At 68.2% G+C, this 21417-nt stretch carries 21 protein-coding genes and 1 pseudogene; 13 read left to right on the forward strand and 9 right to left on the reverse strand.

The annotated features are described in order from the left end of the window. Positions 1–56 precede the first annotated feature (56 nt). From AC1DK4_RS30975 to AC1DK4_RS31015, 9 genes and pseudogenes are all read left to right on the forward strand, one after another. On the forward strand, positions 57–500 hold the full coding sequence (locus AC1DK4_RS30975) for a PaaI family thioesterase (RefSeq protein WP_441615494.1): 444 nt from the start codon (positions 57–59) through the stop codon (positions 498–500). Between the two features lie 188 nt (positions 501–688). After that, positions 689–1996, forward strand: a complete 1308-nt coding sequence (locus tag AC1DK4_RS30980; RefSeq protein ID WP_441615734.1) for a serine hydrolase domain-containing protein — start codon at positions 689–691, stop codon at positions 1994–1996. A gap of 90 nt (positions 1997–2086) precedes the next feature. Continuing rightward, a complete protein-coding gene (locus tag AC1DK4_RS30985; protein WP_441615496.1) occupies positions 2087–3097 on the forward strand; it encodes an NADP-dependent oxidoreductase in 1011 nt (336 codons plus the stop codon). A 71-nt stretch (positions 3098–3168) separates the two neighbouring features. Next, positions 3169–4023 carry a class II aldolase/adducin family protein gene (locus AC1DK4_RS30990; protein ID WP_441615498.1) on the forward strand — a complete coding sequence of 285 codons (855 nt, stop codon included), beginning with the start codon at positions 3169–3171 and terminating at the stop codon, positions 4021–4023. A 4-nt stretch (positions 4024–4027) separates the two neighbouring features. After that, positions 4028–4848 (forward strand): annotated as a pseudogene (locus AC1DK4_RS30995) (SDR family oxidoreductase). A 79-nt stretch (positions 4849–4927) separates the two neighbouring features. Then, positions 4928–5869, forward strand: a complete 942-nt coding sequence (locus AC1DK4_RS31000) for a glutathione S-transferase family protein (RefSeq protein ID WP_441615500.1) — start codon at positions 4928–4930, stop codon at positions 5867–5869. A gap of 70 nt (positions 5870–5939) precedes the next feature. After that, complete coding sequence (locus AC1DK4_RS31005; RefSeq protein ID WP_441615502.1) at positions 5940–6842, forward strand: SDR family oxidoreductase; 903 nt, start codon at positions 5940–5942, stop codon at positions 6840–6842. Positions 6843–6948: 106 nt separating this feature from the next. Beyond that, positions 6949–7869, forward strand: coding sequence for an alpha/beta fold hydrolase (locus AC1DK4_RS31010; RefSeq protein WP_441615504.1), 921 nt, complete (start codon positions 6949–6951; stop codon positions 7867–7869). A gap of 131 nt (positions 7870–8000) precedes the next feature. Beyond that, entirely contained in the window at positions 8001–8708 is a 708-nt protein-coding gene (locus AC1DK4_RS31015) for an aspartate/glutamate racemase family protein (RefSeq protein ID WP_477131987.1), read from the forward strand. A 41-nt stretch (positions 8709–8749) separates the two neighbouring features. Here the strand turns inward: AC1DK4_RS31015 and AC1DK4_RS31020 are convergent, their stop codons facing one another. Both AC1DK4_RS31020 and AC1DK4_RS31025 read right to left on the reverse strand, forming a co-directional pair. Beyond that, positions 8750–9271, reverse strand: coding sequence for an O-acetyl-ADP-ribose deacetylase (locus AC1DK4_RS31020; RefSeq protein ID WP_477131988.1), 522 nt, complete (start codon positions 9269–9271; stop codon positions 8750–8752). Between the two features lie 100 nt (positions 9272–9371). Beyond that, positions 9372–10520 (reverse strand): iron-containing alcohol dehydrogenase, encoded by a 1149-nt coding sequence (locus AC1DK4_RS31025; protein ID WP_441615510.1) that lies wholly within the window; start codon positions 10518–10520, stop codon positions 9372–9374. Positions 10521–10752: 232 nt separating this feature from the next. Between AC1DK4_RS31025 and AC1DK4_RS31030 the strand changes: the two genes are divergently transcribed. The 3 genes from AC1DK4_RS31030 to AC1DK4_RS31040 all read left to right on the forward strand — a co-directional run bounded on the left by AC1DK4_RS31030 (position 10753) and on the right by AC1DK4_RS31040 (position 13514). Continuing rightward, positions 10753–11781, forward strand: a complete 1029-nt coding sequence (locus AC1DK4_RS31030) for an alpha/beta hydrolase (protein WP_441615511.1) — start codon at positions 10753–10755, stop codon at positions 11779–11781. Positions 11782–11964: 183 nt separating this feature from the next. After that, positions 11965–12951: a tripartite tricarboxylate transporter substrate binding protein gene (locus AC1DK4_RS31035; RefSeq protein WP_441615513.1), complete on the forward strand. Its 987-nt coding sequence runs from the start codon at positions 11965–11967 to the stop codon at positions 12949–12951. Between the two features lie 125 nt (positions 12952–13076). Next, positions 13077–13514, forward strand: coding sequence for a YbgC/FadM family acyl-CoA thioesterase (locus AC1DK4_RS31040; RefSeq protein ID WP_441615515.1), 438 nt, complete (start codon positions 13077–13079; stop codon positions 13512–13514). A 99-nt stretch (positions 13515–13613) separates the two neighbouring features. Here AC1DK4_RS31040 and denD read toward each other — a convergent pair whose 3' ends face one another. From denD to AC1DK4_RS31075, 7 genes are all read right to left on the reverse strand, one after another. Beyond that, a complete protein-coding gene (denD, locus tag AC1DK4_RS31045; RefSeq protein ID WP_441615517.1) occupies positions 13614–14600 on the reverse strand; it encodes a D-erythronate dehydrogenase in 987 nt (328 codons plus the stop codon). 76 nt (positions 14601–14676) lie between these two features. Beyond that, positions 14677–15459: a 2-oxo-tetronate isomerase gene (gene otnI, locus AC1DK4_RS31050; protein ID WP_441615519.1), complete on the reverse strand. Its 783-nt coding sequence runs from the start codon at positions 15457–15459 to the stop codon at positions 14677–14679. Between the two features lie 58 nt (positions 15460–15517). Further along, complete coding sequence (locus AC1DK4_RS31055; protein WP_477131989.1) at positions 15518–16870, reverse strand: MFS transporter; 1353 nt, start codon at positions 16868–16870, stop codon at positions 15518–15520. A 162-nt stretch (positions 16871–17032) separates the two neighbouring features. Beyond that, positions 17033–17671, reverse strand: a complete 639-nt coding sequence (otnC, locus tag AC1DK4_RS31060) for a 3-oxo-tetronate 4-phosphate decarboxylase (RefSeq protein ID WP_441615523.1) — start codon at positions 17669–17671, stop codon at positions 17033–17035. Continuing rightward, positions 17668–18969, reverse strand: a complete 1302-nt coding sequence (gene otnK / locus AC1DK4_RS31065) for a 3-oxo-tetronate kinase (RefSeq protein WP_441615525.1) — start codon at positions 18967–18969, stop codon at positions 17668–17670. Before otnK ends, otnC begins: the two co-directional genes overlap by 4 nt. Positions 18970–19088: 119 nt before the next feature. After that, entirely contained in the window at positions 19089–20030 is a 942-nt protein-coding gene (ltnD, locus tag AC1DK4_RS31070) for an L-threonate dehydrogenase (protein WP_441615527.1), read from the reverse strand. Continuing rightward, positions 20014–20766, reverse strand: coding sequence for a FadR/GntR family transcriptional regulator (locus AC1DK4_RS31075; protein WP_441615529.1), 753 nt, complete (start codon positions 20764–20766; stop codon positions 20014–20016). Before AC1DK4_RS31075 ends, ltnD begins: the two co-directional genes overlap by 17 nt. A 224-nt stretch (positions 20767–20990) precedes the next feature. Here AC1DK4_RS31075 and AC1DK4_RS31080 point away from each other — a divergent pair, with 224 nt between their 5' ends. Then, positions 20991–21416, forward strand: a complete 426-nt coding sequence (locus AC1DK4_RS31080) for a GNAT family N-acetyltransferase (protein ID WP_441615531.1) — start codon at positions 20991–20993, stop codon at positions 21414–21416. Position 21417: the final 1 nt, after the last annotated feature.

Here is a 21417-nt window from a genome sequence, read left to right on the forward strand (position 1 = left end):
CTTGCGTTTGCATGCCGCCCGCAGACCGATATCGTTTCACGCATCACTAACGAACCATGACCGACACCAACGGCTTTCCCCTCAAGATTCCCTTCCTCGCCTCGCTCGGCGTGCTGTGCAACCGCATGGACAAGGAAGGCAGCGAAATCGAGCTGGCGCTCGAAGAACGGCACCAGAACAGCTGGGACATGGCCCACGGCGGCGTGCTGATGACGCTGCTCGACGTGGCGATGGCCATTGCCGGGCGCGGCGCCGACACCGAGGGCCGTGGCCTGGTGACCATCGAGATGAAGACCAGCTTCATGGCACCGGGCCGGGGCAGGCTGCGCGCGCGCGGCGTGTGCGTGCACCGCACCAGCACCATGGCGTTCTGCGAGGCGGAGATCGTCGACGAGGACGGCAAGACCGTATCGCGCGGATCGGGCACGTTCAAGTACGTCAAGCGCGTGCCGCCGCAGCGCGCGTCCGCCGGCGCATCGGACAGCGGCGCTGACGGCTGAGTCCGCATTGCCTGTGATGCCCGAACCTTCGGAGGGGTGAGCAGAGGATGTCAAGACCGGTGGGAAAAGCCGGCACGCAGCAGCTATAAAACCAAAAAAACGGAGACAAGATGCTGTTTGAACGGATCGCCGCCGCGCGGCGCCTGAGACTGACCGTACTCGCCGCGTGCGGCGCAGGAGCCCTTGCCATGTACCAGCCGGCCCAAGCCCAGAATGCCCCTGTTCCCGCGGCCGGCGCGCCGGTCGCCGCTCCGGTGGCGCAGGCCGTGCCGGTGTTCCCGGATGCCGCCGCCACCGATCCCGTCACCGCGGGCTGGATGCAGGGCTTTCCGCCGGTGCCGGACAAGGTCATCAGCTTCGCTCCCGCCAGCAATGGCTTCCCGCGCACACGCTGGAGCTTCTCGCATATTCGCGAGCTGGTGCCGACCGCGGCGGTCTGGCACGGGCGCGGTCCCGCGTCGGCCCTGCCGCGCGCCGAGCGCGACATCGGCGGCACGCCCTTCACCGATGCCGACGGCACGCGGCGCACCTTCGCCGACATGCTGGGGCTGACCTACACCGACGGCATCCTGGTGATGCACAAGGGCCGCGTCGTCTACGAGAAGTATTTCGGTGCGCTAGACGACCATACGCCGCACATCGCCATGTCGGTGACCAAGTCCTTCGTCGGCACGCTGGCGGCGATGCTGGTGGCCGACGGCAAGCTCGATCCCGCCGCGCCCGTCACGCGCTACCTGCCGGAGATGGCGGGCACCGCCTACGGCGACGCCACCGTGCGCGAGGTGATGGACATGACCGTGGGGGTGAAGTACTCGGAGAACTATGCCGACCCCAAGGCCGAGATCTGGGACTACAGCCGCGCCGGCGGCATGATGCCGCGCGAGCCGGGCTATCGCGGCCCCGGGACGTTCTATGAGTTCCTCGCCACGCTGAAGAAGGAAGGCGAGCACGACCAGGCCTTCGCCTACAAGACCGTCAATGCCGAAGTCCTGGCGTGGATCGTCAAGCGCGTGTCCGGGCAGCCGCTGGCCAGGCTGCTGTCCGAGCGGGTGTGGCAGAAGATGGGCGCCGAGAACGATGCCTACTTCATGGTCGACAGCGTCGGCAGCGAATCCGGCGGCGGCGGGCTCAACACCACGCTGCGCGACCTGGCTCGCTTCGGCGAGACCATGCGCAACAACGGCCGCTTCAACGGCCAGCAGATCATCCCGGCGCAGGTCGTGGCCGATATCCGCGGCGGCGGTGACCCGGCCAAGTTCGCCAAGGCCGGCTATGCCACCTTGCCAGGCTGGAGCTACCGCTCGATGTGGTGGGTCTCGAACGACGACCACGGCGTGTTCGAGGCGCGCGGCATCCACGGCCAGCGCATCTATGTCGATCCCAGGGCGGAACTCACCATCGTGCGCTACGCCTCGCACCCGATTGCCGCCAACGGCGCCAACGATCCTGTCACGCATCGCGCGTACCGGGCCCTGGCGCTGGCATTGATGAAGTAAGCCGTCCGGCAACTGCGTAGCGACGGTCCACCAGAACAACGAACGACAAAGGACGCGTGTCCTTGTCCATTTCACCGTAAGGAAGCCAAAATGTCGAACACCTTCAAGCGTATCGTCCTGGCCTCGCGCCCCACCGGCGCGGTCACGCCCGACAATTTCCGGCTGGAAGAAGCGCCGGTGCCCGAACTGGCCGAAGGCCAGGTCCTGGTGCGCAACCACTACCTGTCGCTCGATCCGTATATGCGCGGGCGCATGAACGACAGCAAGTCCTACGCCACGCCGCAGCCGCTGGGCGAAGTCATGATCGGCGGCACCGTGGGCGAGATCGTGGCGTCGAAGAACGCCAGGTACGCCGTGGGCGACAAGGTGGTCGGCATGCTCGGCTGGCAGGAACTCGGCGTGAGCGACGGCACCGGCATCCAGAAGGTCGATACCACCCATATCCCGCTGTCGGCCTACCTGGGTTCGGTCGGCATGCCGGGCGTGACGGCCTGGTATGGCCTGAACAAGATCATCGCGCCCAAGGCTGGCCAGACCGTGGCGGTCAGCGCCGCGTCCGGCGCGGTCGGCAGCGTGGTGGGCCAGCTCGCCAAGCTCAAGGGCTGCCGCGTGGTGGGCTTCGCCGGCGGCAAGGACAAGTGCGACTACGTGGTGAATGAACTGGGCTTCGATGCCTGCATCGACTACAAAGCCGCCAAGGACAGCAAGGAGCTGTACACCATGTTCAAGGAAGCCACGCCGGATGGCGTGGACGGCTACTTCGAGAACGTGGGCGGCGAGATCCTCGACACCGTGCTGGCCCGCATGAACGCCTTCGGCCGCATCGCGGTCTGCGGCATGATCGCCGGCTACGACGGCCAGCCGATGCCGCTGAAGAACCCGCAGCTGATCCTGGTATCGCGCCTGACCGTGGAAGGCTTTATCGTGTCCGAGCACATGGACGTGTGGCCGCAGGCATTGCAGGAACTGGGCGCCGCCGTGGCGCAGGGCAAGCTCAAGTTCCGTGAAAGCGTGGCGCAGGGGCTGGCCAGCGCGCCCGAGGCCTTCATGGGCCTGCTCAAGGGCAAGAATTTCGGCAAGCAGCTGGTCAAGCTGGTGTAAGCCGGCAAGGTGCCTTCGGCCGTCCCGGGCATGGCCCGGTCCGGCCGCCAAACAAAAAAAGGAGACTCCCCATGAATGCCCCGGCAGAAAACACCATGCCGCAAGACAACCCGGACGACATGGCCGCCGGCCTGTCCGAAGAGGTCAAGGCCAAGTACCGTGTGCTCCCGCGCCCGCCGAAGTTCGACACCCCGGCCGAGGAACGCCTGCACCGCAAGCAGCGGCTGGCGGCGGCATTCCGCCTGTTCTCGAAGTTCGGCTTCGACGAAGGCGTCGCGGGCCATATCACCGCGCGCGACCCCGAGTTCACCGACACCTTCTGGGTCAATCCCTTCGGCGTGCATTTCAGCCAGGTCAAGGTGTCCAACCTGATCCGCTGCGATCACCACGGCAATGTGGTGGAGGGCGACTACCCGGTCAATGCCGCGGCCTTCGCCATCCATTCGCGCGTGCACCAGACCCGCGAGGACGCCGTGGCCGCCGCGCATTCGCACAGCACGCACGGCCGCGCCTGGTCCACGCTGGGGCGCCCGCTCGATCCGCTGACCCAGGACGTGTGCGCCTTCTATGGCGACCACGCGGTCTACGACGAATTCGGCGGCGTGGTGGTGGAGCTGGACGAAGGCCAGCGCATCGCCAATGCGCTCGGCGCCAACAAGGCGGCCATCCTGCAGAACCACGGCCTGCTGACCGTGGGCAAGACGGTGGACGAGGCCGCGTGGTGGTTCATCACCATGGAACGCTCGTGCCAGGTGCAGTTGCTGGCCGAAGCCGCCGCCGCGCGCACCAATGCGCCGCTGAAGATGATCTCGGACGCCGCGGCGCGCCAGGCGTATTCGATCGTCGGCACGGCGCAGGCTGGCTGGTTCCAGTTCCAGCCGCTGTACGCCCGCATCGTGAAGGAACAGCCCGACCTGCTGGACTGAGACCATGGCCGCCCTCGCATCCTTCACGGGAAAGGTGGTGCTGATTACCGGCGCCTCGGACGGCATCGGCGCGGAGCTGGCCATGCTGCTGGCGCGGCAGGGCGCGCGGCTGGCCCTGGCGGCACGCCGCGTGGACATGCTCGACGCCCTGGCCGAGCGCATCCGCCGCCAGTGCCCGGCCGCCGAGGCGGCGGTCTGGCGCGTCGATGTGTCGGACGAAGCGGCCGCCGGCACCTGGTGGCCGACGTGGTCGGGCATTTCGGCGGGCTGGACGTGCTGGTCAACAATGCCGGCGTGTCCGCCCATGGGTATTTCGAGCAGGTGTCGGATTTCGGGTACTACGAGCAGGTCATGCGCGTGAACTACTTCGGTGCCATGTGGTGCACGCGCGAGGCGCTGCCGCACCTGCGCGCGCGCGGTGGCTTGATGGTGGCGGTGTCCAGTCTCGCCGGCAAGATCGGCGTGCCGGGCCGCACCGCGTATTCGGCCAGCAAGTTCGCGCTGGCCGGCTTCTGCGAGGCGCTGCGCGCGGAACTGCGCGGCACCGGCGTGGACGTATGCGTGGTCTTCCCCGGCGTGGTGGCGACCGACACGCGCATCAACGGCTTCGGCCCCGATGGGCGCGCGCTCGGCGAAAGCCGCCTGCGCGAGGACGGCGCCATGAGCGCGCAGGAGTGCGCGCACCAGATGCTGCGCGCCATGGCCGCGCGCAAGCGCGAACTGGTGATGACCGCCAAGGGCCGCTTCGGCCTCTGGCTGCGCCTGCTCGCGCCGGCGCTGGTGGAAAACATGGCGCTCAAGGCGCTGAAGCAGGCAGGGCGCTGACGGGCAACCGCCGGCGCCCTTGCGCGCAGGCAATCACAGGCAACCACGGCAAGACAAACACGGGGCGATCACCGACAACATGGCAGACTTCATCCTCCACCAGTACGCAACCTCGCCGTTCTCCGAAAAAGTACGCCTGCTGATGGGTGCCAAGGGCCTGGACTGGCAGGCGGTGGAAATCCCGCCGATCCTGCCCAAGCCCGATGTGGTGGCGCTCACCGGCGGTTACCGCCGCACGCCGATCCTGCAGGTCGGCGCCGACATCTATTGCGACTCCGCGCTGATCTGCGAGGTGATCGACGCCGCGGCGCCGGCGCCGGCGCCGGCGCTCTATCCCGCCGGGCAGGCGGCCGCGGCGCGCATCGCCGCGCACTGGCTCGACACGGCGCTGTTTACCGTCGCCGTCACCTACCTGTTCCAGCCGGCCGGCGCGCAAAGCATGCTTGGCCATCTCACGCCCGCGCAGATCCAGGCATTCACGGCGGACCGCAAGGCCATGCGCGGCGACGGCAACGGCCTGCGCATGCCGCTGTCCGAGGCCATCGCGCTGCTGCACGAGACCTTCGGCCGCCTCGAGCAGCAGTTCAAGGCAGGCGTGGCCCACGTGGCGGGGCCGGCGCTGTCGGTGGCGGACTTCTCGCTCTACCACAACGTCTGGTTTATCCGCCGCGCCAGCGAGCTGGCCAGGCTGCTCGACGCGTATCCGGCCGTGCAGGCCTGGTATGCCCGCATGCAGGCCTTCGGCCACGGCAAGGTGCGCGTGATCGACAGCGGCGCGGCGCTGGACGTGGCGCAGCATGCCGATCCCGTGGCGCAGCCCGGCAGCGTGTCCGCGGGCTCAGGCTTCGAGGCCGGCGAAGCGGTCACCGTGACACCGACCGACTACGCGCGCGATCCCGTGGCGGGCGTGCTGGTGGCGCTGGACGCGCAGCGTGCCGTGCTGCGGCGCCAGGACCCGCGCGCCGGCGCGGTCAACGTGCATTTCCCGCGGCAGGGTTACGAAGTCAGGCGGGCCGGCTAAGGCCGGCGGCGCACAGGGAAGGCATCGCAGCAATGCCAATACGACAACGTATCAACGAGAGGCAGACAACATGAAGCAATTCCAGGGCAAAGTGGCAGTGATCACTGGCGGCGCATCCGGTTTCGGCAAGGAGTTCGCCAGGATCGGTGCCGGGCTCGGCATGAAGCTGGTGCTGGCCGATGTGCAGGAGGACGTGCTGGACGCCACGGTCGCCGAGTTCAAGGCCCAGGGCGTGCAGGTGATCGGCGTGCGCGTGGATGTGTCGAAGGCCGAACAGGTGCAGGCGCTGGCCGATGCCGCGATGACCGCCTTCGGACAGGTCAACCTGCTGTTCAACAACGCGGGCGTGGGCGCGGGCGGCCTGATGTGGGAAAACTCCGAGCGCGACTGGGAGTGGGTGYTGGGCGTCAATCTCTATGGCGTCATCCACGGCGTGCGCATCTTCACGCCGCTGATGCTGGCCGCGGCAGAGAAGGATCCTTCGTTCGAAGGCCATATCGTCAATACCGCCTCGATGGCCGGGCTGCTCAGCCCGCCGGCGATGGGCGTGTACAACGTGTCCAAGCACGCGGTCGTCTCGTTGTCGGAATCGCTGTACCAGGACCTGAGCCTGGTCAGCGAGCAGGTCCATTGCTCGGTGCTGTGCCCGTATTTCGTGCCGACCGGCATCACCAAGTCGGGCCGCAACCGCCCGGCGGACCTGGCCAACGAGGGCCCGCTCACGCGCTCGCAGCTGGTCTCGCAGGCCATGTCGGACAAGGCGGTCAGCTCGGGCAAGGTGACGGCTGCGGAAGTGGCGCAGATCACCTTCGACGCGATCCGCGACAATGGCTTCTATATCTACTCGCATCCGCAGCAACTGGCTCCCGTGCAGCAGCGTTTCGAAGATATCATCAACCAGCGCAACCCCAGCGACCCGTTCAGCGACAAGCCAGAGGTGCGCGCGGGGCTGGTGGCGGCGCTGCGCGGGTAACCGGGGCGGCAACGCAGCGAGGCTATCCTTTGGAGCGCCGGCGGCGGGCATCCGCTTCCGGCGCGGCAGTCACAGACAATCGTCCATCGCGGCAAGGGAGGAATCCATGACCAAACCTGCAGTCATTCGTCACCTGCAGTTCGCCACCCTGCCCAACGGCACGCGCCTGCATTACGCCAGCGCGGGCGAGCGGGGCAAGCCGCTGGTGCTGTTCGTGCACGGCTTCCCGGAATTCTGGTTCGAGTGGGAAGCCCAGCTCGCCGAATTCGGCAAGACCCATTTCGCGGTGGCGCCGGACCTGCGCGGCTTCAACCTGTCCAGCAAGCCGGCCGAGGTGGAGGCTTACCGGCCACGCCACATCGTCGAGGACCTGGTGCAACTGGTCAACGCGCTGGGCTATTCGCGTTGCGTGGTGGTGGCGCATGACTGGGGCGGGGCGATCTGCTGGAACCTGGCCATCCAGTTCCCGCAACTGGTCGAGCGGCTGGTCATCATCAATTCGCCGCATCCCTATCTGTTCGCCAAGGCGCTGGTCGGCAATCCGGAGCAGCAGGCCGCATCGGCCTATATGAACTGGCTGCGCCAGCCGGGCTCGGAAGAGGCGCTGGCCGCGGACGGCTTCGCCAGGCTGGAGAGCTTCCTGCACGGGCAGGGCAAGCAGCCGGCGCCCTGGTTCAGCGGCGAAACCCGCGAAAAATACCACGCGGCCTGGTCGCAGCCGGGCGCGGCCGGATCGCACTCGCTGACCGGCGGCGTCAACTACTATCGCGCCTCGCCCATGCATCCGCCGGGCCCTGGCGAAACGCCGCCCGATATCTCCAAGCTGGATCCGGCCGCCTTCACGGTGCGGGTGCCCACGATGGTGATCTGGGGCGAGCGCGATACCGCGCTGCCCAAGAGCCTGCTGGACGGGCTCGAGCAGTTCGTGCCGGACATGCGGCTCGAACGTATCCCCGACGGCACCCACTGGGTGGTGCACGAGCAGCCAGAGCGCATCAACCTGCTGATCCGCAGCGCCTTGCCCTGAGCGCCGGGCGGCCGGGCCGGCCTGGCAGCGCTGGCCCGGCCGCAATGCCGGCCACTGTGCATGGGGCGGGGCGCCGCCGCCTGCTACAGTGGCCCGATTCGGACAGCGCCGGGTGCGCAGGGAAGGGCAAGATGAAAACCATCGGACTGATCGGCGGCATGAGCTGGGAGTCCTCGGCCGAGTACTACCGGCTGATCAACCAGGACATGAAACGGCGCCTCGGCGGCCACCACAACGCGCGCAGCGTCATGGTCACGGTCAGTTTCGAGCAGGTCAAGGCGCTCCAGCATGCCGAACGCTGGGACGAGCTTGCCGAGGGCATGCAGGAAGCTGCGCTGCAGGTACAGGCCGCCGGCGCGGATTTCGTGGTGCTCTGCACCAACACCATGCACCGCGTTGCACCCGCCATCGAAGCGGCCCTCGACATTCCCTTTCTCCACATCGTCGACCCCACCGCGCAAGCGCTGCGCGATGCCGGCATCATGCGTGTGGGCCTGCTCGGCACCGCCTTCACCATGGAACAGGACTTCTACCGCGGCCGCATGCTGGAGAAGCACGGCATCGAGGCGGTGGTACCCGGCCGGGAGGAGCGCGCGCTGGTGCACGGCATCATCTACGACGAGCTCTGCCACGGCGTGGTGCGCGAAGCCTCGCGCGAGGCGWACAAGCGCGTCATCGACGGCCTGCGCGCGCAGGGCGCTGGCGGCGTGATCCTCGGCTGTACCGAGATCGCGCTGCTGATCGGCCAGGACGACGTGCCGCTGCCGGTGTTCGACACCACCGCGCTGCATGCGCAGGCGGCGGTGAGCCGGGCGTTGGAGGGAGTGGTGGCTGCATAGCCGCCTGCGCGCGCATGGCCGCGCGCGCAGGGCGGCCGGCTTCAGCTCAGGCGCTGCCGGTAGAGCCTGTAGTTCTCATCATCGAAGCAGACAAAACTGACTTGCTCGATGCTGGGCGCAGAGGCCAGCGCCTTGCGCACCGCGTCGATGGCGATGTCGACGGCGCGCTCGCGCGGGAAGCCGTAGATGCCGGTGCTGATATTGGGAAAGACGATGGTGCGCAGCTTGTGCTGGGCGGCCAGCGCCACGCTGGACTGGTAGGCACTGGCGAGGAGGGCATCCTCGTTGTTGTCGCCACCTTCCCAGACCGGGCCGACCGCGTGGATCACATAGGGCGCGGGCAACAGGCCGCCGGTGGTGATGACCGCCTGTCCGGTGGGACAGCCGCCCTTGGTTTCCCGGATGCCGCGGCAGGCAGCCATGATGGCTGGCCCGCCGGCGCCATGGATGGCGCCATCGACGCCTCCCCCGCCGAGCAGGCCACTGTTGGCGGCGTTGACGATGGCGTCAACCTCCATGCGGGTGATGTCTCCGTGCAAGACCTGCAGGTGTTCCCCTGTCATAACTTCTCTCCGTGCTGGTGGGATGAAGCTGAATGAACCTGGATGAAACTGGATCTTCACGGCGGTCCTGCACGCCTGGCTGGCCGGCCCGCCGCCCTACTTACATGGATTCCTCCAGCATACGCCGGTAGTCCGCCGCGCTGGCCTCTTTCGGGTTGGTCTTGTGGCAATGATCCAGCAGCGCGCCGGAGATCACCTTGTCGAACATGTCCTCGGTGACGCCCATCTGGCGCAGCCCGGTGGGCAGGCCGAGGCGGGCGGTCATGTCGTGCACGGCCCGGGCCAGGTCGGCGCCCTCGGGCAGGCCCATGGCGTGGCGCAGGCGGGCGTAGCGATTGTCGCGCACCACGCCGGGCGCGTCGGCGTTGAAGCGCAGCACCGCGGGCATCACCACGGCGTTGAGCGTGCCGTGGTGCAGGCCGGTCCTGCCGTCGATCTTGAGGCCGCCGAGCGGATGCGACAGCGAATGCACGCAGCCCAGTCCCTTCTGGAAGGCCATCGCGCCCTGCATCGAGGCGCTCATCATGTTCAGGCGCGCGTCGCGGTCCTGGCCGTCGCGCGTGGCGCGCTCGATATGCTTCCAGCCGCGTTCCAGGCCATCCAGCGCGATGCCGTCGGCGGGTGGGTTGAAGGCGGGGGCGAGGAAGGTCTCCACGCAATGCGCGATGGCGTCCATGCCGGTGGCCGCGGTCAGGCCCGCGGGCAGGCCCAGCGTGAGGCCGGGGTCGCAGATGGCGGATTTCGGCAACAGGTGCCAGGAGTGGAAGCCGAGCTTGCGCCCGTCTTCCAGGATGATGATGGCGCCACGCGCCACTTCGCTGCCGGTGCCGGAGGTGGTGGGCACGGCGATCAGCGGCGCGGCCTTCTCGGTGATCTTCGCGCTGCCGCCTTCGATGGTGGCGTAGGTGGTCAGCTCGCCGGGGTGAGTGGCCAGGATGGCGATGCCCTTGGCCAGGTCGATGGACGAGCCGCCGCCCACCGCCACCAGGCCGTCGCAGCCGCCTTCGCGGTAAAGGGCCGCGGCCTTCTTGACCATGGCTTCGGTCGGGTTGGAAGGCGTTTCGTCGAACACGGCATGGGGCAGGCCGCCCAGCGCATCGATGGCCTGTTGCGCCACGCCGGCGGCAACCACGCCCTTGTCGGTCACCAGCAGCGGGCGGCGGATGCCGATGCGCTCGCACTCTGCCTTGAGCTGGCCGATGGTGCCGAAGTCCAGGTGGATGTGGGTCAGGTAATAAATGAAGGCCATCTATGCTGTCTCCGTCGGTGAGGATGTCTTATTGTTTGACGATGGTCGATGATCGCGCAAAACGTGCCGGGCTGACCAGCCCCGGGGAAATTTCCATTGCTTTGCTGCCGAAACATCTGGAATCATACTAAAATCGAACGATCGTTCACAATTCGAACCCGGGCGGGTCGCATCGCCCGGATTCCGACCTCCGGCTCGCGCCGGAAGTCTGCCAACCCTGGACTGACCGCCTATGACCGCTGCTCCTGCCTCGCCAACCGGGTCCGCCCAGCTTGCGCCTGCCATGCCCGGCATGCCTTCGGCTGCGCTCGATCCGCAGGTGGCGGCGCTGCTGGAGCTGATCGGGCGAGTCAAGCGGCCCAGCATCCATGAGCTGGACCCGATCGACGCCAAGACCGCGTACGAGAAGAGCGCGCCCATCATGGATATCGCGCCGCTGCCGGTGCACAGCGTGGAAAACCTGACGGTGCCGGCGCGCGATGGCTATGAGATCCCCGCGCGCCTGTACGCGCCGCGCGCGGCCAGCTGGGCCGAGCCGCTGCCGCTGCTGCTGTACTTCCACGGCGGTGGCTTTACGGTTGGCAGCGTCAATTCGCACGACCCGCTGTGCCGCCTGCTTTGCGCGCACGGCGACTGCATGGTGCTGTCGGTGGACTACCGGCTCGGTCCGGTGTGGAAGTTTCCCTATGCGGCCAACGACGCGTTCGACGTCATGCAGTGGGTTTTCCACGAAGCCGCCCGCCTTGGCGCCGACCCCGCCCGCATCGCATTGGGCGGCGACAGCGCAGGCGGCACGCTTGCCGCGGCCTGCGCCGTGCACGCGCGCGACCTTGGCCTGGCGCCCGTGCTGCAGATGCTGGTCTACCCCGGCACCAGTGCGCGTCAGGACACGCCTTCGCACCGTGCGCTGGCCGAGGGTTACTTGCTGACCGGTCCGATGATCCAGTGGTTTTTCTCGCAGTACCTCGATAACGAGGCCAGCCGCGACGACTGGCGCTTCGCCCCGCTCGATGGCGGCGGCTGCGGCGCCGATGTGCAAGGCTGCTGCCCGGCCTGGATCGCCGTGGCCGGCTATGACCCGCTGCACGATGAAGGCGTGGCCTACGCGGCCAAGCTGCGTGCCGCGGGCGTGCCGGCGGTACTGGCCGACTACCCGGGCATGATCCATGATTTCTTCAAGCTGGGACGTTTCGTCCCGGCGGTGGCGGGCGCCCACGCGGATGCCGTCGCTGCCTTGCGTACCGCTTTCGGCCACGCTTGAGCAGGGCTGCCGCTGGCAGCCATCAGGACGCGGCCGCAAAACCCGATGGCCCGGCTTCACCCGCAGGGCCCCAGGCGTATCGCTTGAATCAGAAGTAGATGCAGAAGCAGAAGCAGAAGCAGAAGAAGCAATAGCAATAGCAACAGCAACAGTAGCAACCGTAGCAATAGGAGACAGAGACTCATGCAACGCCGCCAATTCCTCGCCCATGCGGGCGTGCTCGCCGCCACCGCGGCATCCCTGGGCCTGGCCAGCGCGCCCGCCCAGGCACAGGCGGACAAATTCCCGCAACGGCCGGTGCGCCTGATCATCGGCTATACCGCCGGCGGCTCGACCGACCTGCCGTTCCGCGTGCTGGCGGAAAACGCTTCCAAGATCCTCGGCCAGCCGGTGATCATCGAGAACAAGCCTGGCGCGGGTGGCGTGCTGCCGGCCCAGCTGATGCAATCGACCCAGCCGGACGGCTACACGCTGGCGCAGGTCGCCATGCCCGTCTACCGCCTGCCGTACACCACCAAGATCAACTGGGATCCGGTCAAGGACCTGAGCTACGTGATCAACCTGGCCGGCTATTCGTTCGGCCTGGTGGTACCGGTGGATTCGCCGATCAAGACGATGCAGGAATACATCGCTTACGCGCGCGCCAATCCGGGCAAGCTCACCTACGGCTCGCCGGGCTCGATGACCACGCTGCACCTGACCATGGAAGAACTCGCCATGAAGCAGAACGTGCAGTTCTCGCATATCCCGTACAAGGGCAACTCGGAATCGATGCAGGCCCTGCTGGGCGGCCACGTGATGTCGGTGGCCGATACCCCGGCCTGGGCGCCGTATGTGGAGTCCGGCAAGCTGCGCCTGCTGTCGACCTGGGGCGAGAAGCGCTCGGCGCGCTTCCCCAACGTACCGACGCTCAAGGAACTGGGCATCGGCATCGTGCAGACTTCGCCGTTCGGCATCGTGGCGCCCAAGGGCACCGACCCGGCTATCGTCAAGAAGCTGCATGACGCCTTCAAGAAGGCCATGGAGATGCCGAACTACCGCGAGTCGCTGGCCAAGTTCGACATGGAGCCGTACTACATGAACAGCGAGCAGTACGCCCGCTTCGCCGCCGAGACGGTGAAGAAGGAAAAGGCCATCATCGACAAGCTGGGCCTGAACAAGCCGCAATAATCGACGACTGGGGCGCTGCCGCGCCCGCAGCCTCACGGCGCCGGCCCGTCATGGGCCGGCGCCGCTTTACCATCCAGGCCCCGCTTTGGCCCAGGCCGCTGCGCGGCCGCCAGGAGACAAGCCGCATGGCCAAGGAACAATTCCGCCACAGCATGCCGCTGCGCGTGCGCTGGGCCGAGGTCGATCCGCAATCGATCGTCTTCAATGCCCACTACCTGACTTACTGCGATATCTGCGTGACCGAGTATTGGCGCGACGTGGGCATCCGTTATCCCGAGGACGTGCTGCACGCGCATGGCGTGGATATCTTCGTGGTCAAGTCGACGCTGGAGTACCACGCTTCGGCGCGCTTCGACGATGTGCTGGACATCCGCGGCCGGATTGCCCGCATGGGGCGCTCGAGCATGCTGTTCCGGGTGGAGATGTACAGGGGCGACGAGCACCTGATCACCGGCGAGATCGTCTATGTGTGCGCCGATCCCGAGAGCCGCAAGTCGACACCCGTCCCGGGCGCGGTGCGGGAGAAGATCCTGAGCTACGAGGTGGTGACGCCGGAGGGCTGAGCAGCGCCCGGCGCGGCTTCCGTGGCAAGGCGGCAAGGCAGCTTCGCGGCGCACCTGATGCCGCAAAGCTGATGCCGCGAAGCCGACTGTTTCACGGGGTCACGCCGCGATCCCGGCATCCTCCATATAGCCGCGGATCACCGACTCGAACCTGTCGTCGCCGACAAAGCCAAGCGCCAGCGCCCGCGCCGTATTCCAGGCCGCCGGCCAGGTGCCGACGATGTTCTCGATGCGCGCATCGCGCTCCCAGGTCACGCGGTCGGCGACGAAATCGCCGGCCACTTCCCGCAGCGCCGCCACCATCTGCCTGGGCGTGACCGACAGTCCGGGCAGGTTGACGGTACGGCGTTCGCCGAAGGCCTCGCCGTCGAGTTCCATGCCGCGCACGAGCGCCGCGATGGCGCCGCGCGGGGACAGCAGCCACAGCGGCGTATCCGGCGCGACGGGGCAGTTGGCGGCTTCGCCGGCGAGCGGCTCGCGGATGATGCCGCTGGCGAACGACGAGGCCGCGGCGTTGGGCTTGCCCGGACGCACGCTGATGGTGGGCAGGCGCAGCACGCGGCCGTCGACAAAGCCGCGCCGGCTGTAGTCGGACAGCAGCAGTTCGCCGATGGCCTTCTGCGCGCCGTAGGACGATTGCGGGTTGAGGGCGGTATCGTCCTGTACCACGGCGGGCAGGGTGCCGCCGTACACCGCGACCGAGCTGGTGAACACCACGCGCGGGCGGTGGCCGTGCTGCTGGTGCAGCGCGCGGCAGGTTTCCAGCAGCGCGCGGGCGGCATCCAGGTTGACGCGCATGCCGAGTTCGAAATCCGCCTCGGCCTGGCCGCTGACCACGGCCGCGAGGTGGAACACGGCGCCGGTGCGGGCGTCGATGGCCTGCGCCAGCACGGCGGAGTCCGACAGGTCGCCGGTGACCACGCGCACGCGCGCGTCGTCGAGCGGAGGCGGCGCGACCACGTCGAGCAGCGTCAGGCCTTCGATGGCGACGGGCTTGCCGCCGATGTCCAGGGAGCCGCGCTTGAGCAGCAGGCGGGCGAGCTGCAGGCCGAGAAAGCCCGCGCCGCCGGTGATCAGTACGTGCATCTTTGTCTTCCGGTTATGCCGCCGGGGGCGGCATGCGTTGCTTGATTTGCTTGATTTGCTTGACGCCTTGAAGCGTTCAGCCCTTGAGGTAGGGCTTGAGCCAGCCCAGCCCGGCCGAGGTGCCGGCGCGCGGGCGGTATTCGCAGCCGATCCAGCCGTCGTAGCCCAGGCTGTCGATCACCTCGAACAGGTAGGGATAGTTCAGCTCGCCCAGGTCCGGTTCGTGCCGCTCGGGCACGCCGGCGATCTGGATATGGCCGATGCCGGCGAAGTCGCGCTTGAGCTTGACGGCGAGGTCGCCTTCCACGATCTGGCAGTGATAGCAGTCGAACTGCACCTTCAGGTTGGCCGCGCCGACTTCGCGGCAGATGGCCTGGCCGTCGTCCTGGCGGCTGAGGAAATAGCCAGGCATGTCGCGCCCGTTGATCGGCTCGATCAGCACGGTCACGCCCTGCGCGGCGGCGGCGCGCGCGGCATACGCCAGGTTCTCCAGGTAGCAGGCGCGATGGCGCGCGAGGTCCGCGCCGGCGGGCACCAGCCCGGCCATCACGTGGATCTTGTCATTGCCGATCACGGCAGCGTATTGCAGCGCGCGGGCCACGGTCTCGCGGAACTCGGCCTCGCGCCCGGGCAGGGCGGCCATGCCGCGCTCGCCGGCGTTCCAGTCGCCCGGCGGCGCGTTGAACAGCGCCTGCGCCAGCCCGTTGGCATCCAGGCGCGCGCGGATCTCGGCGGCGGCGTGCTCGTACGGGAACAGGTACTCCACGGCCTTGAAGCCGTCCGCCGCGGCGGCGGCGAAGCGGTCCAGGAAGGCGTGCTCGGTGTACATCATCGAGAGGTTGGCGGCAAAGCGCGGCATGCGGTACTCCAGGAGAGATTGCGTTGTTGTCTCGTCGTGCTTGTCTTGGTGGCGAGCCTCAGCGGTTCACCAGCTTCGCCGGCGTCAGCCAGACCAGCGTGGCGCCGATCACCAGCATGGCCGACAGCACATACATGCTCGACTGCGTGCTGTGCGTGAGGTCGGTCAGGAAGCCCACCATGTAAGGTGCCACAAAGCCCGCCAGGTTGCCCACCGAATTGACCACCGCGATGCCGGAAGCGGCGGCCACGCCGGACAGGAAGGCGGTGGGCAGCGACCAGAACAACGGGGCGCAGGTCAGCACGCCGGCGGCGGCCAGGGACAGCGCGGCGATGGCCACCACCGTATTGTGGGTAAACGAGGCCGCGATCGCAAAGCCGACGGCGCCCATCAGCGAGGGCACGATCAGGTGCCAGCGGCGCTCGCGGCGGGCGTCGGCGCTGTGGCCGAGGACGTTCATCACCACGATGGCGCAGAGGAACGGAATCGCGCTGAGCAGGCCGATATTGAGGTTGCCCTGCACGCCGCTGGTCTTGACCAGCGTGGGCATCCAGAAGGTCAGTGCATATTGCCCGGTGRCGAAGCAGAAGTAGATCAGGCACATCCACCACACGCGGCGGTCGGAGAACACGGCGCGCAGCGAGTGGCCCGTGCCCGAGGCATCGGCCTGGCGCGCGTCTTCCTCGATATTGCGCTTGAGCACGCGTCTTTCGTCGGCGTCCAGCCACGGCGCCTGGTCGATGCCGTTCTTGAGCACGAACACCGTGACCACGCCGATCAGCAGCGCGGGCAGGGCCTCCAGCAGGAACATCCATTGCCAGCCGCGCATGCCGCCGTAGTCGTGGAAGGCGTCCATGATGAAGCCCGACAGCGGATTGCCGAACATGCCGGCCACCGGAATGCCCGACATGAACAGCGCGATCATCTTGGCGCGCCTGTGCGCGGGATACCAGTAGGTCAGGTAGAGGATCACGCCCGGGTAGAAGCCCGCTTCGGCCAGGCCGAGCAGGAAGCGCATGATGTAGAAGGTGGTGGGCGTCTTGACGAACACGAACAGCGCCGAGATCAGGCCCCAGGTGATCATGATCCGCGCGATCCAGATGCGCGCGCCGAGCTTGTGCATCAGCAGGTTGCTGGGCACCTCGAAGAGAAAATAGCCGATGAAGAACAGGCCGGCGCCGAGGCCGAACACGGTCTCCGAGAAGGCCAGGTCCTGCGCCATCTGCAGCTTGGCGAAGCCTACGTTGACGCGGTCGAGATACGCGATCACGTAGCACAGCATGAGGAAGGGCATGATGTGCCAGAACACCTTGCTGTAGGCGCGCTTCTCGATGTCGTGGTCGAGCGCGCTGGCGGCGCCCTTGGGGGCGCCGGGCATGGCTGCCCGGGAGGCCTCGGTGGATGTGGTCATTGTCGTCTCCTGGTTGCGCGGGCCGTTGCGCGGCTCGCGGGCGAACGCTGTCCTTGCCGCGGCCCGGGCGTCAGCGGCGGGCGTGCGGTGCAGCGGTCCTGCTTGGTTTGTGATCGGTTCCTGCCGGCGCCCGGCCTGGCCGCGCGCCGTGCGGGCCTGGCGCTACCAGCGCGCCTTGAAGGTGTCGCGCAGCTCGGCCAGGGCGTGCTCGTCGAGCGGATCGGGCTTGTCCTTGAGCATCAGCCAGAGCCTGGCGGTTTCTTCGAGTTCCTCCAGCGCGAAAGCCGCGCGCGAAACCGTGGTTTCCCACACCACCGGCCCCAGCCGGGCCAGCAGCACGCCGCGCACTTCCGCGGCCAGCGCGGCGACGCGCGCGGCGACGGCCGGATCGCCCGGGCGGTGATACGGAATCAGCGGGATATGCCCGACTTTCATCACGTAGTAAGGCGTGATCGGCGGCAGCACGTCGTCCGGCTGCCAGGCGCCCGCCAGGCTCAGCGCCACCAGGTGGGTGGAATGCGTGTGGACCACGCCGTTGGCCTGCGGGTTGTTGTCGTAGATGGCACGGTGCAGGGTCAGCGTCTTGGAGGGCTTGTCGCCCGCCACCCAGGCCCCGGCGCTGTCCACCTTGGCGATGGCGGCCGGGTCCAGCATGCCGAGGCAGGCGTCGGTCGGCGTGATCAGCCAGCCGTCGTCGAGCCGGGCGCTGATATTGCCGGCGCTGCCCACCGTGTAGCCGCGCTGGTAGAGGCTTGCGCCGATGCGGCAGATCTCCTCGCGCAGGCCGGCTTCCTTGCTCATGCCTGGCCTCCCAGCTGGCGCAGCGCTTCGTCGAAGAAATCCACGCCGCCGAAGTTGCCGGACTTGAGCGCCAGCGCCAGCGGCTGCGCTTCGAGCGTGACGGTGGCCGGCACGCCCGGCGCGATCTGCGCGCCGATGCGCAACGCCTGCACGCCGAGTGCCTGCACCACGGCGCCGGAGGTCTCGCCTCCCGCCACCACGAAGCGGCGCGTGCCGCGCGCCTTCGCCTGCGCGGCGATGGCGGCCAGGGCCTGCTCGACCAGGTGTCCGGCACGTTCCACGCCCAGCGCCGCCTGCGCGGCCTTGACCTGTTCGGGCGTGGTGGTGGCGTAGACCAGTACCGGCTCGCGGTGGGCGGCGATCAGTGCCAGCGCCTCGTCGACCAGCGGCGCGCCTTCGGCCAGCGCCAGCGGATCGAGGCGCAGGGCGGGGCGGTTCTGCGCCAGCCACTGCGCCACCTGGCCGTTGGTCGCCTTCGACGCGCTGCCGGCCAGCACCAGGGCCGGGCCGTCGACCGGCGCGACCTGGTCGGCGTCGGCGCGTTCGGGCAACAGGCCGGCGCGGCGGAAGTTGGCCGGCAGCCCGAGCGCCAGGCCGGAGCCGCCGGTGAGCAGCGGCAGCCCGGCACAGGCCTCGCCAAGCGTATGCAGGTCGGCATCGCTGAGCGCATCGGCGATGGCCATGCGCACGCCATCGCCGCGCAGCGCGGCGATGGCTTGCCCGGTGGCGTCGCTGCCGCGCGCCACGGTGTCGTAGCGCAGCAGGCCCACCTTGCCCTCGCTCTGGCGCTGCAGCACGCGCACCAGGCTGGCGTCGTGCATCGGCGTGAGCGGGTGGTTTTCCATGCCGGATTCATTGAGCAGCGCGTCGCCCACGAACAGGTGGCCGCGGAAGATGGTGCGGCCGTTTTCCGGGAAGGCCGGGCAGGCGATGGTGAAATCGCTGCCCAGCGCGGCCAGCAGCGCCTGCGCCACCGGGCCGATATTGCCCGCGTCGGTGGAGTCGAAGGTGGAGCAGTACTTGAAGAAGAACTGGCGGCAGCCCTGGGCCTGCAGCCAGCGCAGCGCGTCCAGCGATTGCGCGACGGCGTCGGCGGCGGGAATGGTGCGCGACTTCAGTGCCACCACCAGCGCGTCGGCCTGTTCCACGCCGGGCAGCGTGGCGCCGCCGGCGGGCACGCCGATGGTCTGCACGGTACGCATGCCATTGCGCACCAGCGTGTTGGCGAGGTCGGTGGCGCCGGTGAAATCGTCGGCGATGCAGCCGAGCAGGGCGCGCGGCGGATTGGGCGTGGTCATCTCGTTTGTCTCGTTCGCTCTTGCATGGCGTCTCGCGCGGGCTTTCGTCTGGCCGCGCGCGGACCTGTCTGGCCTGGCCTTAGATGGCCTCAGCTGGCCTCAGTTGGCCTCAGCTGGCCTCAGCTGGCTTTGGCCGGCGGCAGCTCGATGCCGGGGAACACCTTGATCACGGCGGAATCGTCTTCGCCGCCATGCCCGGCACTGGAGGCCATCATGAACATCTGGTGCGCCGCGGCCGACAGCGGCAGCGGGAATTTGCTGGCGCGCGCGGTGTCGAGCACGAGGCCGAGATCCTTGACGAAGATGTCTACCGCCGACAGCGGCGTGTAGTCGCCGGCCAGGATGTGCGGCACGCGGTTCTCGAACATCCACGAGTTGCCCGCGCTGTTGGTGATGACTTCGTACAGGGCGTCGGCGTCCACGCCTTCGCGCAGGCCCAGCGCCATGGCCTCGGCGGCCGCGGCGATATGCACGCCGGCCAGCAACTGGTTGATGATCTTGACCTTGGACCCCGCGCCGTGCGCGTTGCCCAGGCGGTAGACCTTGCCGGCCATGGCGGCCAGCACGTCTTCGGCGAGCGCGTAGGCTTCGGCGGGGCCGGAGGTCATCATGGTCATCTCGCCGCTGGCGGCACGGGCGGCGCCGCCGGAGACCGGCGCGTCCAGCAGCAGGATGCCGGCCTCGCCCAGGCGCTTGCCCAGTGCTTCGGCAAAGCTCGGCGGCACGGTGGCGCTGGCGATCACCAGCGTGCCGGGGCGCATCGCGCCCGCCGCGCCGTTCTCGCCGAACAGCACGGCTTCGGTCTGCGCGGCGTTGACCACCAGCGTCACCACCACATCGCACTGGCGGCCGAGCTCAAGCGGGCTCGCGCAGGGCGTGCCACCGGCGTCGGCAAAGCGCTGCAGCACTTCGGGCCGCAGGTCGCAGGCGTGCACCTTGAAGCCGGCGCGCAGCAGGCTATGCGCCACGCCATTGCCCATCGCGCCAAGGCCGATGACGCCAATCGATTTACTCATGAGGGAACTCCTGCGAAAAGGGCGGCGGTCAGTTGGACGGACCACGCGGGGCGGCACCACCGAGGTCGGCCCCGGTGTCCGGCTGGCTGCCTTGCGACAGGCGCCGGGCCGCGTTGTACATATGGGTCTGGGCCGCGTTGCGGGCGGCCAGCGCGTCGCCGGCGCGGATTGCCGCGACGATGGACTGGTGCTCCTCGCGCACCTGCCGCGAGAAGTCCGCGCGGCGTGCTTCGTTGGTCCGGGTCACGCGCGTGGCGGTTTCCAGGTACTGGCTGAGGAAGGCCAGCGTCTTGAGGAAATAAGGGTTGCCGGTGGCCTCGGCAATGGCGCGGTGGAAGGCCACGTCCGCAGCCACGCCGTCGCCGCCGGCGGCTTCCTCGGCATCGATGCGTGCCAGCGCGGCGTCGATGGACATCATGCTGGCATCGGTGCGGCCGCGCGCGGCCTGCGCCGCTACCTCGGCCTCGATCGCGCGCCGCAGCTCGACGATCTGCAGCACGGATTCCAGCGTGTCGATGTCGGTGTAGTCGATGCGCAGGGGCTGGATGCCCGCCTGCTCGGTGACGAATACGCCGCTGCCCTGGCGCGATTCCACCACGCCTTCGTGGCGCAGCCGGGCAATGGCCTCGCGGATCACGGTGCGGCTGACGCCGAATTCCTCGGACAACACGGCCTCGGTAGGCAGCTTGTCGCCGCGCGCGAACGCACCGCCATTGATCTTCTCGAGCAACTGCTCGGCAACGGTATCGGTCAGGGCGCGGGCCGGGACTTTCTGGAACACGGCGGTCTCAAGTGATTAGGTAATATGGTCATCATACAAATTTAGACGCGGAAATGCCGATCGGGAATTACCCCTAGCGCGGCTGCGTGACGGGCGCGCCGGGTGCGCCGAAATGGCCGCGCGGCGGCCGCGCCAGCCGTCTGCGCGCGTGGGTAGTATCATGACGGCCGCCCGGGCAGGCCTGCCTGCCGCCGGCCTCTCACCTTTGCTGCAGCAGATACACCATGACCACTTCCATCCGCCTCGCTCCCTGGTCCGAAGTGCGCGAAACCGCGCGCGCCATCCGTTACGCCGTGTTCGTCGAAGAGCAGGGCGTGCCGGTGGAACTCGAGTGGGATGAATGGGACGACGTGAGCTGGCATGCGCTGGCGCTGGCCGGGGACGGCAGTGCCCTGGCCACCGGCCGGCTGCTGCCCGATGGCCATATCGGGCGCATGGCCGTGCTCAAGGCGGCGCGCGGCACCGGCGTTGGCGCCAAGGTGCTGGAGGCGCTGATGGCCAAGGCTGTCGAGCTTGGCTATCCCGAACTGGTGCTCAGCGCCCAGAGCCACGCGGCGCCGTTCTATGCGCGCGTGGGCTTCGAGCAGGTCGGGGAGCCGTTCGACGAAGTCGGCATTCCCCACGTGGAGATGCGCAAGTCGCTGCGCTGAG

It is taken from the genome of Cupriavidus sp. 05N38 (assembly GCF_056397345.1).

What these genes read in the sequence shown, in the direction of transcription:
- AC1DK4_RS30975 (WP_441615494.1), top strand. Translation starts at nt 57, where the DNA reads ATGACCGACACCAACGGCTTTCCCCTCAAGATTCCCTTCCTCGCCTCG.
- AC1DK4_RS30980 (WP_441615734.1), top strand. Translation starts at nt 689, where the DNA reads ATGTACCAGCCGGCCCAAGCCCAGAATGCCCCTGTTCCCGCGGCCGGC.
- AC1DK4_RS30985 (WP_441615496.1), top strand. Translation starts at nt 2,087, where the DNA reads ATGTCGAACACCTTCAAGCGTATCGTCCTGGCCTCGCGCCCCACCGGC.
- AC1DK4_RS30990 (WP_441615498.1), top strand. Translation starts at nt 3,169, where the DNA reads ATGAATGCCCCGGCAGAAAACACCATGCCGCAAGACAACCCGGACGAC.
- AC1DK4_RS31000 (WP_441615500.1), top strand. Translation starts at nt 4,928, where the DNA reads ATGGCAGACTTCATCCTCCACCAGTACGCAACCTCGCCGTTCTCCGAA.
- AC1DK4_RS31010 (WP_441615504.1), top strand. Translation starts at nt 6,949, where the DNA reads ATGACCAAACCTGCAGTCATTCGTCACCTGCAGTTCGCCACCCTGCCC.
- AC1DK4_RS31020 (WP_477131988.1), bottom strand. Translation starts at nt 9,271, where the DNA reads ATGACAGGGGAACACCTGCAGGTCTTGCACGGAGACATCACCCGCATG.
- AC1DK4_RS31025 (WP_441615510.1), bottom strand. Translation starts at nt 10,520, where the DNA reads ATGGCCTTCATTTATTACCTGACCCACATCCACCTGGACTTCGGCACC.
- AC1DK4_RS31030 (WP_441615511.1), top strand. Translation starts at nt 10,753, where the DNA reads ATGACCGCTGCTCCTGCCTCGCCAACCGGGTCCGCCCAGCTTGCGCCT.
- AC1DK4_RS31035 (WP_441615513.1), top strand. Translation starts at nt 11,965, where the DNA reads ATGCAACGCCGCCAATTCCTCGCCCATGCGGGCGTGCTCGCCGCCACC.
- AC1DK4_RS31040 (WP_441615515.1), top strand. Translation starts at nt 13,077, where the DNA reads ATGGCCAAGGAACAATTCCGCCACAGCATGCCGCTGCGCGTGCGCTGG.
- denD (WP_441615517.1), bottom strand. Translation starts at nt 14,600, where the DNA reads ATGCACGTACTGATCACCGGCGGCGCGGGCTTTCTCGGCCTGCAGCTC.
- otnI (WP_441615519.1), bottom strand. Translation starts at nt 15,459, where the DNA reads ATGCCGCGCTTTGCCGCCAACCTCTCGATGATGTACACCGAGCACGCC.
- otnC (WP_441615523.1), bottom strand. Translation starts at nt 17,671, where the DNA reads ATGAGCAAGGAAGCCGGCCTGCGCGAGGAGATCTGCCGCATCGGCGCA.
- otnK (WP_441615525.1), bottom strand. Translation starts at nt 18,969, where the DNA reads ATGACCACGCCCAATCCGCCGCGCGCCCTGCTCGGCTGCATCGCCGAC.
- AC1DK4_RS31080 (WP_441615531.1), top strand. Translation starts at nt 20,991, where the DNA reads ATGACCACTTCCATCCGCCTCGCTCCCTGGTCCGAAGTGCGCGAAACC.